Consider the following 14,821-nt stretch of genomic DNA (forward strand, 5'->3'; position numbering starts at 1 on the left):
TGCGTCATAGCTAAACCCGAGGCGCGGCCCCACGACTGTCGCCTCTTAGACAGGAGATGTAGTGGCAGGTAAGGCCCGCGTACACGAGTTGGCTAAGGAACTCGGTGTCAGCAGCAAGGAAGTTCTCGCCCGGCTCAATGAACAGGGCGAATTCGTAAAGTCCGCATCCTCGACGGTGGAGGCGCCGGTCGCCCGCCGACTGCGCGAATCGTTCGGGGGCGGCAAGGCGGCTCCGCAAAAGGCCGCGCCCAAGGCGGCCGCGAAGGCCCCCGTCAAGGGGCCGGACAAATCGCTCGATCAGGCCCTGGACAAGGCCATCGGCAACGGCGAAGCGGCCGGCGCGCCCGCCGGCGGTACGACCACCGCCCCCGCCCAAGCCGCGCCCGCGGAAGCGCCCGCGCGTCCCGGTCCGGTGCCCGGCCAACCCGCACCCGGTCAGCCGCAGCCGCCCGCTCCCGGGCAGCCGACCGGCCAGCCCCAGGCCCAGCCCGGTCCCCATCCCGGCATGACGCCGGGTCCCCGGCCCGGCCCGGCGCCGAAGCCCGGCGTCCGCACCCCGCGCGTCGGCAACAACCCGTTCTCCTCCGCGCAGCCCGTCGACCGGCCGATCCCGCGGCCCATGGCGCCGCGGCCCGGTGCGCCGAGGCCCGGCGGTCCGCGGCCCGGGGCGTCACCCGGCAACATGCCGCCGCGTCCCGGCGGTGCCGCGGGTCAGGGCCGCCCGGCCCGGCCCGGCGCCCCGCGCCCCGGCGGTGGCCGGCCCGGCGGGCCCGGCGGCCGCGACGGCGGCGGCGGCAATTACCGCGGCGGTGGCGGCGGAGTCGGCGCCCCGCCCGGCGGTGGCGGTCCGGGAGGTTTTCGCGGCCGTCCCGGTGGCGGTGGCGGCGGTGGCCGTCCCGGTCAGCGCGGCGGCGCCGCCGGCGCGTTCGGCCGTCCCGGCGGTGCGCCCCGGCGTGGCCGCAAGTCGAAGCGGGCGAAACGCGCCGAGTACGAGAACATGCAGGCGCCCGTCGTCGGCGGCGTGCGGTTGCCGCACGGCAACGGCGAGACGATCCGGTTGGCCCGCGGTGCGTCGCTCTCCGACTTCGCCGACAAGATCAACGCCAACCCGGCCTCGCTGGTGCAGGCGCTGTTCAACCTCGGCGAGATGGTCACGGCCACCCAGTCGGTCGGCGACGAGACGCTCGAGCTGCTGGGCAGCGAGATGAACTATGTCGTCCAGGTCGTCAGCCCGGAGGACGAGGACCGCGAGCTGCTGGAATCCTTCGACCTGACCTATGGCGAGGACGAGGGCACCGAGGAAGACCTGCAGACGCGGCCGCCGGTGGTGACCGTGATGGGTCACGTCGACCACGGTAAGACCCGGCTGCTGGACACCATCCGGAATGCCAGCGTGCGCGAGGCCGAGGCCGGGGGCATCACCCAGCACATCGGTGCCTACCAGGTGGGCGTCGACTTCGAGGGCAGCGAGCGGCTGATCACGTTCATCGACACCCCGGGTCACGAGGCGTTCACCGCCATGCGTGCCCGCGGCGCGAAGGCCACCGACATCGCGATCCTGGTGGTCGCCGCCGACGACGGCGTGATGCCGCAGACGGTGGAGGCGATCAACCACGCGCAGGCGGCCGACGTGCCGATCGTGGTGGCCGTCAACAAGATCGACAAGGAGGGCGCCGACCCGGCCAAGATCCGGGCCCAGCTCACCGAATACGGTTTGGTCGCAGAGGATTTCGGCGGGGACACGATGTTCGTCGACATCTCGGCGAAGGAGGGCACCAACATCGAGGCGCTCGAGGAGGCGGTGCTGCTGACCGCGGACGCCGCCCTGGACCTGCGGGCCAACCCCGACATGGAGGCCCAGGGTGTGGCGATCGAGGCGCACCTGGACCGCGGTCGCGGCCCGGTCGCCACGGTGCTGGTGCAGCGCGGCACCCTGCGGGTCGGCGACTCCGTCGTCGCCGGCGACGCCTACGGCCGGGTCCGCCGCATGGTCGACGAGCACGGCGACGACGTCGAGGAGGCGCTGCCGTCGCGGCCGGTGCAGGTCATCGGCTTCACGTCGGTCCCGGGCGCGGGCGACAACTTCCTGGTCGTCGACGAGGATCGCATCGCCCGCCAGATCGCCGACCGGCGCAGCGCCCGTAAGCGCAACGCGCTGGCGGCACGGTCGCGCAAGCGGATCAGCCTGGAGGACCTGGACTCGGCGCTGAAGGAAACCAGCCAGCTGAACCTGATCCTCAAGGGCGACAACGCCGGTACCGTCGAGGCGCTGGAGGAGGCCCTGATGGGCATCCAGGTCGACGACGAGGTGATGTTGCGCGTGATCGACCGCGGCGTCGGTGGCATCACGGAGACCAACGTCAACCTGGCGTCGGCATCGGACGCCATCATCATCGGCTTCAACGTGCGCGCCGAGGGGAAGGCGACGGAGCTGGCCAACCGCGAGGGTGTCGAGATCCGCTACTACTCGGTGATCTACCAGGCGATCGACGACATCGAGAAGGCCCTGCGCGGGATGCTCAAGCCGATCTACGAGGAGAACCAGTTGGGGCGGGCCGAGATCCGCGCGATCTTCCGGTCCTCCAAGGTCGGCATCATCGCCGGCTGCATGATCAGCTCGGGGGTGGTGCGCCGCAACGCCAAGGCTCGGCTGTTGCGGGACAACATCGTGGTCGTCGACAACCTCTCGATCACCTCGCTGCGCCGGGAGAAGGACGACGTGACCGAGGTCCGCGAGGGCTTCGAGTGCGGTATGACGCTGGGCTACTCCGATATCAAGGAAGGCGACATCATCGAGTCCTACGAGCTCGTCGAGAAGGAGCGCGCCTGATGGCCGACCCGGCCCGGGCGCGCCGACTGGCCAAACGCATCAACACGATCGTCGCCTCGGCGATCGAGTTCGAGATCAAGGATCCGGGCCTCGACGGGGTGACCATCGTCGACACGAAGGTCACCGCCGACCTCCACGACGCGACGGTGTTCTACACCGTGATGGGCCCCACCCTGGACGACGAGCCGGACTACGCCGCCGCCGCGTCGGCGCTGGAACGGGCCAAGGGCGCGCTGCGCACCATGGTCGGGGCCGGCACCGGCGTGCGCTTCACGCCCACCCTGACATTCACCCGCGACACCACGTTGGACACCGTGGCGCGGATGGACGAGTTGCTGGCGCGGGCGCGCGCCGCGGACGCCGACCTGGAGCGGGTCCGCTCCGGCGCCAAGCCGGCCGGTGAAGCCGATCCATATCGCGTGAGGGACGCCGATGACGGCGATCGACCCGAAGACTGAGGTAGCGGGCGCCGGGGCGCGCGTCGACGTCTGGGGCGCAGTCGAGCTGTTGTCGAACGCCGAGACGGTCGCGGTGCTCGCCCATGTCCACCCAGACGCCGACACCATCGGCGCGGGCCTGGCGCTGGGCTTGGTGCTGGACAGGTGCGGCAAGCGCGTCGAGGTCGGCTTCGCCGAGCCGGCGACGCTGCCGGAGTCGCTGTCGTCGCTGCCCGGGTGCTGGCTGCTGGTCGGTGCGGACGCGATGCGGCGCGACGTCGATTTGGTTGTCACCGTTGATGTTCCGAGCGTCAAGCGGCTGGGCGCGTTGAGCGGCCTGGCCCGCCGGGGCCAGGAGTTGCTGGTGATCGACCACCACGCCTCCAACGAGGAGTTCGGGACCGCCAACTTCGTTGACGTGTCGGCGGATTCGACCACGATGATGATCGCCGACATCCTCGACGCCTGGGACAAGCCCATCGACCCCGACGTCGCGCACTGCATCTACGCCGGGCTGACGACCGACACCGGATCGTTCCGCTGGGCCAGTGCCCGCGCCCTTCGGCTGGCGGCCCGGCTGGTCGACACCGGCGTCGACAACGCGGCGATCAGCCGAACGCTGATGGACAGCCACCCCTTCACCTGGTTGCCGCTGCTGTCCCGCGTGCTGGGCTCGGCGCAGTTGCTGCCCGACGCGGTGGGCGGCCGTGGGCTGGTGTACGCCGTTGTCGGACACCACGACTGGGTGACTTCGCGCCCCGAGGAAGTCGAAAGCATCGTCGACGTCGTGCGCACCACGCAGCAGGCCGAGGTGGCCGCGGTGTTCAAGGAGGTCGAACCGCAGCAGTGGTCGGTGTCCATGCGCGCCAAGGCCCACGTGGACCTGGCGGCGGTCGCGTCCGCATTCGGCGGCGGCGGCCACCGGCTGGCGGCGGGCTATTCGACGAGCGGCCCGATCGACGACGTCGTGGCGTCGCTGCGCACGGCCCTGGGCTAGAACGCCCAGCTGCCCGAGCGTTGCAGCACGAACCCGTGGTCCCCGCTGGTGGTGTCCAGGCAGGCGACCAGGTTGTCGGCACCGACCGCGCACGTGACGTTCAGGTAGGTCAACTTCTGCCCCGCGCCCAGCAACTTGCCGCCCGGCGGCAGGACGGCCGGGTTGCCGTCGCATCCGCCGTAGGACATGCGGCTCAACTGGTAGCCGGGACCCTTGAACTCGGCCGAACCCACCAGGCAATCGCCCGGATGCGGGCGTCCGCCGAGAACGGGGACGTCGTCGATGCCGGGCATGTCACCCTTGCACCTGATGTCCTGTGACGGCTGCGGCGCCGGCGCCGGGCCGCCGTAGAAGTCGCACGCCAGCGAGTAGGGCGTGGAGAAGCTGATCCGGGGTGGCGTGCCCGGCCCGGTGCCGGTCACGTAGCCGTCCGCCGGGACCGGTGCGAAAGCGTCCAGGTTCGGAAATCCCGGCGGCGGCAGGGCGGCCGCGTGCGGTGCGGGTCCCGCGACCGCGGCCACCGCGAGGGTTGCGGCGCCCGCGAGCACCCGCACGATGACGTCGATGACAGCGCGCATCAGCTGATCGTATTGGTTGCCCTCAGTTCACGCGCCTAGCGGACCTGCGCCCGCCCGCGCTGCAGCACCGCCTCGCGGTTGGCGGCGATGTCGTCGCCGCTGGTCCGGAACTGGCGGGCGGCCGTCGCTTCGAGCCACAGCCCCGCACCGGTCTGCGCATCGTCGATGCGGTGGTAGGAGGCCAGCAGCGCGCGCACCGCGTCCTGGTTGTTCCCGACGATCGACGCCGCCACTGCGCGGGCGGCGCTCAGCAGCCGGTCGTGCGGCACCACCTCGGTCACCAGCCCGGCGCGCAGCGCGTCGGCGGCGGACAGGTAGTCCCCGGTCATGCTCATCCGCCGGGCCAGGCCGACGCCCACCTTCTGCGGCAACCGCACGCTCAGCCCCCAGGTGGGCAGCAGGCCCACCCGGGCGTGGGTGTCGGCGAACCGGGCGTTCTCCGAGGCGATCAGGATGTCGCAGTACAGGGCGAGCTCCAGCCCGCCGGTCACCGCGGCGCCGTTGATGGCACCGATGACCGGCTTGCTCAGTGGTGGCCAGCGCGGGGAGATGTCCGGAAGCGCCGAGGAACCCCCCAACTCCTTGAGGTCCAGGCCCGCGCAGAACACCGGGTCGGTGCCGGTGACGATGATGACGTCCACGTCGTCGTCGGTTTCGGCGTCGGCCAGGGCCCCGAAGAACCGGTCCCGCAGCGCCGAAGACAGCGCGTTGCGGGACTGGGGCCGGTTGAGGGTCAGGGTGCGCACCCGCTCGTCGGTGTCGATCAGCAGGATGTCGTCGCTCATGAGATCACCGTAAAGGGTCGCCGGCCGCGCCTATCGTTGAGGCATGTGCCGGAACATCACCGAGTTGCGCGGGCTTCAGCCGGCGGCCACCCCCGAGGAGATCGCGGCGGCGGCGCGCCAATATGTGCGCAAGGTCAGCGGGATCACCCGACCCTCGGCGGCGAACGCCGAGGCCTTCGAGGCGGCGGTGGCCGACGTCACCGAGGCGACGACGCGGTTGCTCGCGACCCTGCCCGCGCGGCGGCAGCCGCCCAAGACCGTCCCGCCCCTGCGCCGGCCCGAGGTGGCCGCCCGGCTGGCCGGCGCGCAATGACGCACACCGCGACGATGCCCGCGCTCAAGGAGTGGAGCGCGGCCGTGCACGCCCTGCTGGACGGCCGCCAGCGGGTGCTGCTGCGCAAGGGCGGCATCGGGGAGAAGCGGTTCGAACTGGCCGCCCGCGAGTTCCTGTTGTTCCCGACCGTCGCGCACAGCCACGCGGAGCGCGTCCGGCCCGAGCATCGCGATCTGCTGGAAGCGGCCGCCGCCGACAGCACCGACGATCGCTTGGTGCTCCGAGCGGCCGCGAAAGTCGTTGCGGCGGTGGAGGTTGACCGGCCCGACGGCCTCGCGGCGATCGAGGATCTGCACATCTGGACCGCCGAGTCGGTGCGGGCCGACCGGCTCGACTTCCGCCCCAAGCGCAAACTGGCCGTGCTGGTGGTGTCGGTGCACCCGCTGGCCGAGCCGGTGGAGATCGCCCGGACCCCCGACCACGGCGGGTGCAAGAGCTGGGTGGAGCTGCCGGTGCACGCGCCGTTGGGGCCGCCGATGTGCGACCCCGTTCATGACGAGGCCGCGCTAGCCGAGGTCGCCGCCCGCGTCCGCCGCGCCGTTGCCTGACAGGTCACCCGGGCCGACGGGCAGCAGCAACCGGGAGCGCCCGTAGCGCACGGTGTGGGTGACCGGCTTCGATTGCCGGCCGGTCAAGGTCGGCTCGCCGGTGCCCAGGTTGCGCGCGTAGCGGGGAAACCAGCTGCCGGCGATCAGCACGCGGATGCGTGAGCCGGCGCGGAAGCGGTGGGCGATGCCGTCGAGTTCGACCCGGACGGTCTTCCTCGAGTTCTTGGCGATCGCCCCGAGCCTCCGGTAGCCGTCGCTGACGTTCGTCGACCGGCCCTTGGCGTCGACCTCGCTCACCCGCACGAACAGGTCGGCATGCGGGTTGTCCGTGCCGTGCGCCAGCTCGACGGCCGGGCTGCCGTAGACGCACACGTCGTGGGTGAGGGTCAGGCTGGTGAAGGCCAGCACGTCGTCGCGCGACGCGAGCCGGCTGTCGTCGCGATAACCGCCGTTCGGCGACAGCAGCGGGCCACCGGTGGTGGGCGTGGGGTCGGCGGGGTCGTAGCGGAAGGTCGCCGGCGCCAACCTCGTCAGGTCCGTCGGCGCGGTCTCGCCCAGGTGGCCGCCGGGCCGCAGATACAGCGCGCGCTCGGTGGTGGCGGGCGGCCAGTCGGCCACGTTGCGCCACCCCTGCCCCTTGTCGGAGCCGGTGACGTAGACGTGGACGCGGCTGGGCCGGTGCGGGCCGGGCGCACCACCGAGGTGGCTGCCCAGCCAGTCCAGCGACTCCCGCACGCACGTGCTCAGCCCGGTGGTGAGCAGCTGGGTATGCGTCCACGGGCCCATGGTGAGCGCGACGTCGACGCCCCGCCGGCGCAGATGCCCGTACTGCTGCAACGTCTGCCTGACGAAGATGTCCTGCCAGCCGCCGATCAGCAGGACGGGCACGTCGACGCGGTCCAGGGCGTCGCCGCAGCGCAGCCTGTCCCAGAACGGATCGGTGGGGTCGGCGTGCTCGACCCACGACTCGAACCACGGCGCGCCGGCGCCGAGCAGCGCCCGGGCCGTCTCGCCCACCGGCAGCCCCAGTGCCGCCCGGGTCACGTGGCGGCGGTTCTGCAGCTGGCGCAGCGCGGACCGGGCGCGCACCCGATCCTCCTGGTGGGCGACCATGTCGCTCCAGCCCAGGAAGTCGTTGATCGCGAACGAGCCGGTGCCCCACACCGAGGCGTTGAAGTCGTGCGGCCCCACGGTGATGACGGCGGCGGCGAGCTCCGGCGGCGGATCGGTGAGCAGCGCCCACTGGGTGTATCCGAGGTAGGACAGGCCGACGGTGGCGAAGCGGCCGGTGAACCAGGGCTGCTCGCGCAGCCAGGCCACCGTGTCGGCGCCGTCGGCGGCTTCGCTGGCCATCGGCTCGAAATCCCCGCCGGAGCCGAACGTGCCGCGGACGCTCTGCAGCACGACGTGGTAGCCGCGCGCCGCGTACAGCGCCGCGAACACCAGCGAGAACGGGAAGGCGCGCCCGTAGGGACCCCGGACCAGCAGGGTGCCGGCCGCCGCCGCGGTGGTTGGTGCGTAGTGATCGGCCACCAGCTCGACGCCGTCGCGCATCGGCACCCGGACCCGTTCCACGGCGTAATCGGTGGTCGCCGCAGGCAGGCCCAGCAGCCGGCCGACGGCCTTGCCGCCGAGGTGTCGCAGCGTGTGCAGCGAGGGCTGGACGGCGCGCGTCGAGGTGATACTCACGGTGCCCAGGTTAAGGCCGGGCCGCCGTCAGAATTTGTAATAGGGCGTGAGGTCGTTCGCGCGCTGCAGGTTGGTGGACATGCAGTCGACCTCGGGGTTGGAGTAGACGGTCGAGTAGTAGAGCGCCTGCTGCAGCACGCCGTAGCTGGTCTTGAACGCGACCATGCAGGAGTAATACCAGTAGCTGTTGTGATACGTCGGCTTGAGCACCCAGTACTGCGCGGCGCGGTGGCCCGCGATCGTGGTCTCGACGGCGTCGGCCGGCAGCGACGCCTCGTAGGTGCGCCAGATGATGGGCTCGACGGCCAGCTGGTAGTTACCCGCGTCGAAGTGGCAGCGCAGGCCGTCTTCGTGCTCGGGCGGCGTGAAGGCCAGCCCGAGCCGCTGCACCGCGTCGAACGGGATGTCCTCGCACGCGTCGAACGGCCGCGGGTCGGTGGTCGCCACGATCGGGCTCTTCATGGTGGTTTCCAGCGGCGCCGCCGTCGAGCGCAGCTCGACGCGCCCGCCGCCCGTCGGGCCCGGCGCGGCGCCCTGCCAGCCCGCCGTGCCTGCTACGGCCGCCGCGACGAGGGCTCCGACCGCCCCGATCAGACGCACCTTGGCGAACACGACACCCCCTGACGGCTCGGCGCTCCTTGCCCGGGAGTGTACAAGTCGCGTCGCCGAGACCACAGTGAAACAAGAACACGTTCCAATGCCGCGGGCAAGGGCCCGCCCCGACCGGCCGACGCCCACGGGTCATTAGTCTGGTTAATCGTGGCTGGTCAAAATGCGGGGCACGAATCGACCAACGGGGGGCAGCCGACGCTGTGGGCCGTGTCCGATCTGCACACCGGACACCTGGGCAACAAGCCGGTCACCGAATCGCTGCACCCGTCCTCGCCGGAGGATTGGCTGATCGTCGCCGGCGACGTCGCCGAGCGCACCGACGAGATCCGGTGGGCACTCGACCTGCTGCGCCGGCGGTTCGCCAAGGTGATCTGGGTGCCCGGCAACCACGAGCTGTGGACCACGACGCGTGACCCCGTGCAGATCTTCGGCAAGGCCCGCTACGACTACCTGGTCAACATGTGCGACGAGATGGGCGTCGTCACGCCGGAGCATCCCTTCCCGGTGTGGACCGAGCGCGGCGGCCCGGCGACGATCGTGCCGATGTTCTTGCTGTACGACTACAGCTTCCTGCCCGAGGGGGCGACGAGCAAAGCCGAGGGCCTGACCATCGCGCGGGAGCGCAACGTGGTCGCCACCGACGAGTTCCTGCTGTCCTCGGAGCCGTACCCCACCCGGGAGGCCTGGTGCCGGGAGCGGCTCGCCACCACGCGGGCCCGTCTCGAGAAGCTCGACTGGATGACACCGACCGTCCTGGTGAACCATTTCCCCCTGGTCCGCGAGCCCTGCGACGCGCTGTTCTACCCGGAGTTCTCGCTGTGGTGCGGAACCACCAAGACCGCCGACTGGCACACCCGCTACAACGCCGTGTGTTCGGTCTACGGTCACCTGCACATCCCGCGCACCACCTGGTACGACGACGTGCGCTTCGAGGAGGTGTCGGTGGGCTACCCACGGGAGTGGCGGCGCCGCAAGCCGCACAGCTGGCTGCGCCAGGTGTTGCCCGATCCGCAATACGCGCCCGGCTACCTCAACGACTTCGGCGGTCACTTCGAGATCACTCCCGAGATGCGGCAGCAGGCCGCCCAGTTCCGGGAACGGTTGCGGCAGCGGCAATCACGATGACCGGGGAGATGCTGGTTTCCTCGGTGCTGCCGGCATCCGACGGTCTGGCGTACTCCGAGGTCTACACCGATCCGCCCGACCTTGCCCCGCTGCCCGAGGAAGAGCCGCTGATCGCCAGGTCGGTGGCCAAGCGGCGCAACGAATTCATCACCGTCCGGCACTGCGCGCGCGTCGCGCTGGGCGAGCTCGGCCTGCCGCCGGTGCCGATCCTCAAGGGCGAGAAGGGCGAACCGTGCTGGCCCGACGGTGTGGTGGGCAGCCTCACCCACTGCACCGGCTACCGCGGTGCGGTGGTGGGACGCGCCGAAGCGGTGCGCTCGGTGGGCATCGACGCCGAACCGCACGACGTGCTGCCCGACGGCGTGCTGAACGCGATCAGCCTGCCGGAGGAGCGGCACGAACTCGCGACGTTGCCCGAAGGCCTGCATTGGGACCGAATCCTGTTCTGCGCCAAGGAGGCGACGTACAAGGCCTGGTTTCCGTTGACCAAGCGCTGGCTGGGTTTCGAGGACGCCCACATCGTGTTCGACCTCGACCCGCCCGACCGGGGCACGACCGGGGTGTTCGTGTCCAAGATCCTGATCGACGGCCAGGCCCTCGACGGCCCCCCGCTGACCGCGCTGAGGGGCCGGTGGTCGGTGGAGCGGGGGCTGGTGCTGACCGCGATCGTGCTATGACGCAAAGCCCTACCGGGCCCGGCATCGTCGTCGTCGACAAGCCGGCCGGGATGACCAGCCACGACGTGGTGGCGCGCTGCCGTCGCATCTTCGCCACCCGCAGGGTGGGCCACGCGGGGACGCTGGACCCGATGGCCACCGGCGTGCTGGTGATCGGCGTCGACCGTGCCACCAAGACCCTCGGCCTGTTGACGGCGGCCTCCAAGTCCTACGCCGCCACCATCCGGCTCGGCCAGACCACCTCCACCGAGGACGCCGAAGGCGAAGTGCTGCACAGCGTCTCGGCCGCGCACCTGACGCGCGAGGCGATCGCCGCCGCGGTCGCGGGCCTGCGCGGCGACATCGAGCAGGTGCCGTCGGCGGTCAGCGCGATCAAGGTGGACGGCCGGCGCGCCTACCGGCTGGTCCGCGAGGGTCAGACCGTCCAACTGCAGGCCCGGCCGGTGCGCATCGACCGGTTCGAGGTGCTCGACGTCCGGTCCGACGGCCGGTTCCTCGACGTGGACGTGGAGGTCGACTGCTCGTCGGGAACCTACATCCGCGCGCTGGCCCGCGACGTCGGTGCCGCGCTCGGCGTGGGCGGGCACCTGACGGCGCTGCGGCGCACCGGCGTCGGGCGCTTCACTCTCGAGCAGGCCCGCACGCTCGACGACCTGGCCGAGCGGCCCGGGCTGTCGCTGACCCTGGACGAGGCGTGCCTGCTGACCTTTCCCCGCCGCGACCTGACCGCCGACGAGGCCGAGGCGACGGCCAACGGGCGCCCGCTGTCGCCGGCCGGCATCGACGGCGTCTACGCCGGCCGCGGCCCCGACGGCCGGGTGATCGCGCTGCTGCGCGACGAGGGGCCGCGCACCAAATCGGTGGTCGTGATCCGCCCGGCGACGCTGGAGGAATAGGCTGTGACGCGGATCTCCTCAAGCCTGTCGAAGTAAGGGGCGCGCTATGTCCAACAAGGTGTATGTGGTCGGCGTCGGCATGACGAAATTCGAGAAGCCGGGCCGCCGCGAGGGCTGGGACTACCCGGACATGGCACGGGAGTCGGGGACCAATGCCCTGGCCGACGCCGGCGTGGACTACCGCGAGGTGCAGCAGGGCTACGTCGGCTACGTCGCCGGCGATTCGACGTCCGGGCAGCGAGCGCTCTACGAGCTCGGCATGACCGGCATTCCGATCGTCAACGTCAACAACAACTGCTCGACCGGTTCGACCGCGCTTTTCCTGGCGGCCCAGGCCATCCGCGGCGGGATCGTCGACTGCGCGATCGCGCTCGGCTTCGAGAAGATGCAACCCGGCGCGCTGAGCGGGGGAGCCCAGGACCGCGAATCGCCGATGGGCAAACACGTCAAGGCGATGGCCGAGATCGACGAGTTCGCGATGCCCGTCGCGCCGTGGATGTTCGGCGCCGCCGGCCGCGAGCACATGCGGCAATACGGCACCACCGCAGAGCATTTCGCCAAGATCGGCTACAAGAATCACAAGCACTCGGTCAACAACCCGTTCGCGCAGTTCCAAGAGTCATACACTCTCGACGACATCCTGGCCGCGCGCATGATTTCCGACCCGCTGACCAAGTTGCAGTGTTCGCCGACGTCCGACGGTTCCGGCGCGGCGATCCTGGCCTCGGAGAGCTTCGTCGACAGCCACGGGTTGGCCGGCCAGGCGGTGGAGATCGTCGGCCAGGCGATGACGACCGACTTCGCGTCGACCTTCGACGGCAGCGCCAAGAACCTGATCGGCTACGACATGAATGTTCAGGCCGCACAACAGGTTTACGACCGCTGCGGGTTGGGTCCCGAGGACTTCCAGGTGATCGAGCTGCACGACTGCTTCTCGGCCAACGAGCTGCTGCTGTACGAGGCGCTGGGTCTGTGCGGCCCGGGCGAGGCGCCCAAGCTGATCGACAACGGCGACACCACCTACGGCGGGCGCTGGGTGGTCAACCCGTCGGGCGGCCTGATCTCCAAGGGCCATCCGCTGGGTGCCACCGGGCTGGCGCAGTGCGCCGAGCTGACATGGCAGCTGCGCGGCTCCGCCGACAAGCGTCAGGTCGAAAACGTCAGCGCCGCACTGCAACACAACATCGGGCTGGGTGGCGCGGCCGTCGTCACCGCCTATCAGCGCGCCGAACGCTGACCCGATGATCGAGTGGTCCGACGCGGACCTGATGGTCCGGGATGCGGTCCGTCAGTTCATCGACAAAGAGATTCGTCCGCACCTCGACGAATTGGAAACCGGTGCGATGTCGCCGTACCCGATCGCGCGCAAGCTCTTCAGCCAGTTCGGTCTCGACGTCATGGCCGCCGAATCGGTCAAGTCGATGCTGGAGCGCGAGCGCGCCAGGCAAGCGGGCCACGCGCGCGACGAAGAGCCTTCCGGCGCAGGCAGTCCCGGCGGGATGGCCGCCCAGGCGTCGATGGTCGCCATGCTGGTCTCCGAGCTCGCCGGCGTGAGCATCGGGTTGTTGAGCACCGTCTCGGTCAGCCTCGGCCTGGGGGCGACAACGATCATGAGCCGCGGCACGCTGGCCCAGAAGGAACGCTGGCTGCCCGGGCTGATGACGCTGGAGAAGATCGCGGCGTGGGCCATCACCGAGCCGGACTCCGGCTCGGACGCGTTCGGCGGCATGAAGACCACCGTCAGACGGGACGGTGACGACTACCTCCTCAACGGGCAGAAGACTTTCATCACCAACGGGCCCTACGCCGACGTCCTGGTGGTGTACGCCAAACTCGACGACGGCTCATCCCCGGACACGCAGGGCAGGCGCAACCGGCCGGTGCTGGTGTTCGTGCTCGACTCCGGCATGCCGGGCCTGACGCAGGGCAAGCCGTTCAAGAAGATGGGCATGATGTCGTCGCCGACGGGCGAATTGTTCTTCGACAACGTGCGGCTGGGCCGCGACCGGCTGCTGGGGGAGAGCGAGCAGCACGCCGGCGGGGACGGTCGCGACAGCGCGCGTGACAATTTCGCCGCCGAGCGGATCGGGATCGCGATGATGGCGCTGGGCATCATCAACGAATGTCACCGGCTCTGCGTCGATTACGCGAAGACGCGCACCCTGTGGGGCAAGAACATCGGGCAGTTCCAGCTGATCCAGCTCAAGCTGGCCAAGATGGAGATCGCCCGAATGAACGTGCAGAACATGGTGTTTCACACGATCGAGCGGCAGCAGGCGGGCAAACCGCTGACGCTGGCCGAGGCCTCGGCCATCAAGCTGTACTCGTCGGAGGCGGCCACCGACGTCGCGATGGAGGCCGTCCAGCTCTTCGGCGGCAACGGCTACATGGCCGAGTACCGGGTGGAGCAGCTCGCCCGCGACGCGAAGTCGTTGATGATCTACGCGGGCAGCAACGAGGTCCAGGTCACCCACATCGCCAAGGGGTTGTTGAGCTAGGTGGACGCAGTCACCCAGATCGCCCGCGCGGCCGGGCTGCCCAGGTCGACCGTCGTCTCCGCGCCGTCGCCGGATTCGATCGCCACCGAGATCATGCCGGCGAACTCGCGGCGGGTGAGCACCCGTAGCCGCGAGTCGAGATTGATGCCGACGTCGGCGAAGTAGCGCAGCATCTGCGGGTCGGCGTCGGAGATGCGGGCCACGGTTCCGGTGTCTCCGTCGACGCACGCCCACAGCTGGCGGGCCGGCGGGGTGGGCACCTGCCCGTCCGAAGCCGGGATCGGGTCGCCGTGCGGGTCGCGTTGCGGGAACCCCAGCTTGGCGTCGATGCGGGCCACCAACCGATCCGATACCGCGTGCTCGAGGACCTCGGCCTCGTCGTGCACCTCATCCCAGCCGTAGCCGAGCTCGTTGACCAGGAAGGTCTCCAGGAGCCGATGCCGGCGCACCATCGCCAGCGCCGCGCGCCGGCCCGCCTCGGTCAGGGACACGGCCCCGTATTTCTCGTGGTCGACCAGGCCCTGTTCGGCGAGTTTGCGGATCGACTCCGAGGCCGTGCTGGCCGACACCCCGATCTTCTCGGCCAGCATCTTGGTGCTGACCTTTCGCGGCGCGTCCTTGGGGGACCACTCCTGGGCGTTCCAGATGACCTTGAGGTAATCCTGGCCGACCGCGGTGAGACCGCCACGCTCCTCGTCAGCCCGCACGACGACTCTCCTGACGACCCCTCACAACGACAAAGTTTAGGCAACCCACGCCCGATCGTGTGCTCCACGCCACCCTCGCGGCGGCGGATCTCCCGGTCGGCGACGGGG

15 protein-coding genes are annotated in these 14,821 nt (G+C 70.5%); 10 read left to right on the forward strand and 5 right to left on the reverse strand.

From position 1 onward, the window contains the following. The first annotated feature begins 61 nt into the window (after window positions 1-61). Genes infB through G6N51_RS27800 form a run of 3 tightly spaced genes read left to right on the forward strand, consistent with a single transcriptional unit; the run spans window position 62 to window position 4,264 of the window. The gene (gene infB / locus G6N51_RS27790; RefSeq protein ID WP_083173944.1) at window positions 62-2,830 is read left to right on the forward strand and encodes a translation initiation factor IF-2; all 2,769 of its coding nucleotides are present in this window, start codon (window positions 62-64) and stop codon (window positions 2,828-2,830) included. Next, on the forward strand, window positions 2,830-3,288 hold the full coding sequence (rbfA, locus tag G6N51_RS27795) for a 30S ribosome-binding factor RbfA (RefSeq protein WP_083173943.1): 459 nt from the start codon (window positions 2,830-2,832) through the stop codon (window positions 3,286-3,288). Before infB ends, rbfA begins: the two co-directional genes overlap by 1 nt. Next, window positions 3,263-4,264, forward strand: coding sequence for a DHH family phosphoesterase (locus G6N51_RS27800; protein WP_083173942.1), 1,002 nt, complete (start codon window positions 3,263-3,265; stop codon window positions 4,262-4,264). The genes rbfA and G6N51_RS27800 overlap by 26 nt, the downstream gene beginning before the upstream one ends. Here the strand turns inward: G6N51_RS27800 and G6N51_RS27805 are convergent. Continuing rightward, window positions 4,261-4,842 carry a hypothetical protein gene (locus G6N51_RS27805; RefSeq protein WP_083173941.1) on the reverse strand — a complete coding sequence of 194 codons (582 nt, stop codon included), beginning with the start codon at window positions 4,840-4,842 and terminating at the stop codon, window positions 4,261-4,263. The two genes, G6N51_RS27800 and G6N51_RS27805, sit on opposite strands and share 4 nt — an antisense overlap. A gap of 35 nt (window positions 4,843-4,877) precedes the next feature. Beyond that, window positions 4,878-5,627: an enoyl-CoA hydratase gene (locus G6N51_RS27810; protein ID WP_083173940.1), complete on the reverse strand. Its 750-nt coding sequence runs from the start codon at window positions 5,625-5,627 to the stop codon at window positions 4,878-4,880. Window positions 5,628-5,670: 43 nt separating this feature from the next. Here G6N51_RS27810 and G6N51_RS27815 point away from each other — a divergent pair, with 43 nt between their 5' ends. Both G6N51_RS27815 and G6N51_RS27820 read left to right on the forward strand, forming a co-directional pair. Continuing rightward, a complete protein-coding gene (locus G6N51_RS27815) occupies window positions 5,671-5,940 on the forward strand; it encodes a DUF2277 domain-containing protein (protein ID WP_083173939.1) in 270 nt (89 codons plus the stop codon). Then, window positions 5,937-6,509 carry a DUF1802 family protein gene (locus G6N51_RS27820; protein ID WP_083173938.1) on the forward strand — a complete coding sequence of 191 codons (573 nt, stop codon included), beginning with the start codon at window positions 5,937-5,939 and terminating at the stop codon, window positions 6,507-6,509. Before G6N51_RS27815 ends, G6N51_RS27820 begins: the two co-directional genes overlap by 4 nt. On the opposite strand, the gene G6N51_RS27825 is transcribed toward G6N51_RS27820, so the two are convergent. Next, complete coding sequence (locus G6N51_RS27825; protein WP_083173937.1) at window positions 6,468-8,198, reverse strand: CocE/NonD family hydrolase; 1,731 nt, start codon at window positions 8,196-8,198, stop codon at window positions 6,468-6,470. The two genes, G6N51_RS27820 and G6N51_RS27825, sit on opposite strands and share 42 nt — an antisense overlap. Window positions 8,199-8,225: 27 nt before the next feature. Then, the gene (locus G6N51_RS27830; protein ID WP_083173936.1) at window positions 8,226-8,810 is read right to left on the reverse strand and encodes a DUF3558 domain-containing protein; all 585 of its coding nucleotides are present in this window, start codon (window positions 8,808-8,810) and stop codon (window positions 8,226-8,228) included. 147 nt (window positions 8,811-8,957) lie between these two features. Between G6N51_RS27830 and G6N51_RS27835 the strand changes: the two genes are divergently transcribed. The 5 genes from G6N51_RS27835 to G6N51_RS27855 are packed head-to-tail and all read left to right on the forward strand — an operon-like array spanning window position 8,958 to window position 14,006. Further along, window positions 8,958-9,935 (forward strand): metallophosphoesterase family protein, encoded by a 978-nt coding sequence (locus G6N51_RS27835; protein ID WP_083173935.1) that lies wholly within the window; start codon window positions 8,958-8,960, stop codon window positions 9,933-9,935. Then, a complete protein-coding gene (pptT, locus tag G6N51_RS27840) occupies window positions 9,932-10,612 on the forward strand; it encodes a 4'-phosphopantetheinyl transferase PptT (protein WP_083173934.1) in 681 nt (226 codons plus the stop codon). Before G6N51_RS27835 ends, pptT begins: the two co-directional genes overlap by 4 nt. Beyond that, entirely contained in the window at window positions 10,609-11,508 is a 900-nt protein-coding gene (truB, locus tag G6N51_RS27845; RefSeq protein WP_083173933.1) for a tRNA pseudouridine(55) synthase TruB, read from the forward strand. The genes pptT and truB overlap by 4 nt, the downstream gene beginning before the upstream one ends. A 46-nt stretch (window positions 11,509-11,554) precedes the next feature. Beyond that, complete coding sequence (locus tag G6N51_RS27850; RefSeq protein ID WP_083173932.1) at window positions 11,555-12,745, forward strand: lipid-transfer protein; 1,191 nt, start codon at window positions 11,555-11,557, stop codon at window positions 12,743-12,745. 4 nt (window positions 12,746-12,749) lie between these two features. After that, a complete protein-coding gene (locus G6N51_RS27855; protein ID WP_083173931.1) occupies window positions 12,750-14,006 on the forward strand; it encodes an acyl-CoA dehydrogenase family protein in 1,257 nt (418 codons plus the stop codon). Here the strand turns inward: G6N51_RS27855 and mntR are convergent. Beyond that, window positions 14,003-14,713, reverse strand: coding sequence for a manganese-binding transcriptional regulator MntR (gene mntR / locus G6N51_RS27860; protein WP_083173930.1), 711 nt, complete (start codon window positions 14,711-14,713; stop codon window positions 14,003-14,005). The two genes, G6N51_RS27855 and mntR, sit on opposite strands and share 4 nt — an antisense overlap. Between the last annotated feature and the right edge of the window lie 108 nt (window positions 14,714-14,821).

Origin of the sequence: Mycobacterium paraseoulense (genome assembly GCF_010731655.1) — a bacterium.
Classification (GTDB): Bacteria; Actinomycetota; Actinomycetes; order Mycobacteriales; family Mycobacteriaceae; genus Mycobacterium; species Mycobacterium paraseoulense.

Excerpts from the sequence above, each read along its gene's own strand:
- rbfA (WP_083173943.1), top strand. The coding sequence starts at position 2,830 with ATGGCCGACCCGGCCCGGGCGCGCCGACTGGCCAAACGCATCAACACG.
- G6N51_RS27805 (WP_083173941.1), bottom strand. The coding sequence starts at position 4,842 with ATGCGCGCTGTCATCGACGTCATCGTGCGGGTGCTCGCGGGCGCCGCA.
- G6N51_RS27850 (WP_083173932.1), top strand. The coding sequence starts at position 11,555 with ATGTCCAACAAGGTGTATGTGGTCGGCGTCGGCATGACGAAATTCGAG.
- G6N51_RS27820 (WP_083173938.1), top strand. The coding sequence starts at position 5,937 with ATGACGCACACCGCGACGATGCCCGCGCTCAAGGAGTGGAGCGCGGCC.
- G6N51_RS27810 (WP_083173940.1), bottom strand. The coding sequence starts at position 5,627 with ATGAGCGACGACATCCTGCTGATCGACACCGACGAGCGGGTGCGCACC.
- G6N51_RS27800 (WP_083173942.1), top strand. The coding sequence starts at position 3,263 with ATGACGGCGATCGACCCGAAGACTGAGGTAGCGGGCGCCGGGGCGCGC.
- G6N51_RS27855 (WP_083173931.1), top strand. The coding sequence starts at position 12,750 with ATGATCGAGTGGTCCGACGCGGACCTGATGGTCCGGGATGCGGTCCGT.
- truB (WP_083173933.1), top strand. The coding sequence starts at position 10,609 with ATGACGCAAAGCCCTACCGGGCCCGGCATCGTCGTCGTCGACAAGCCG.
- G6N51_RS27815 (WP_083173939.1), top strand. The coding sequence starts at position 5,671 with ATGTGCCGGAACATCACCGAGTTGCGCGGGCTTCAGCCGGCGGCCACC.
- pptT (WP_083173934.1), top strand. The coding sequence starts at position 9,932 with ATGACCGGGGAGATGCTGGTTTCCTCGGTGCTGCCGGCATCCGACGGT.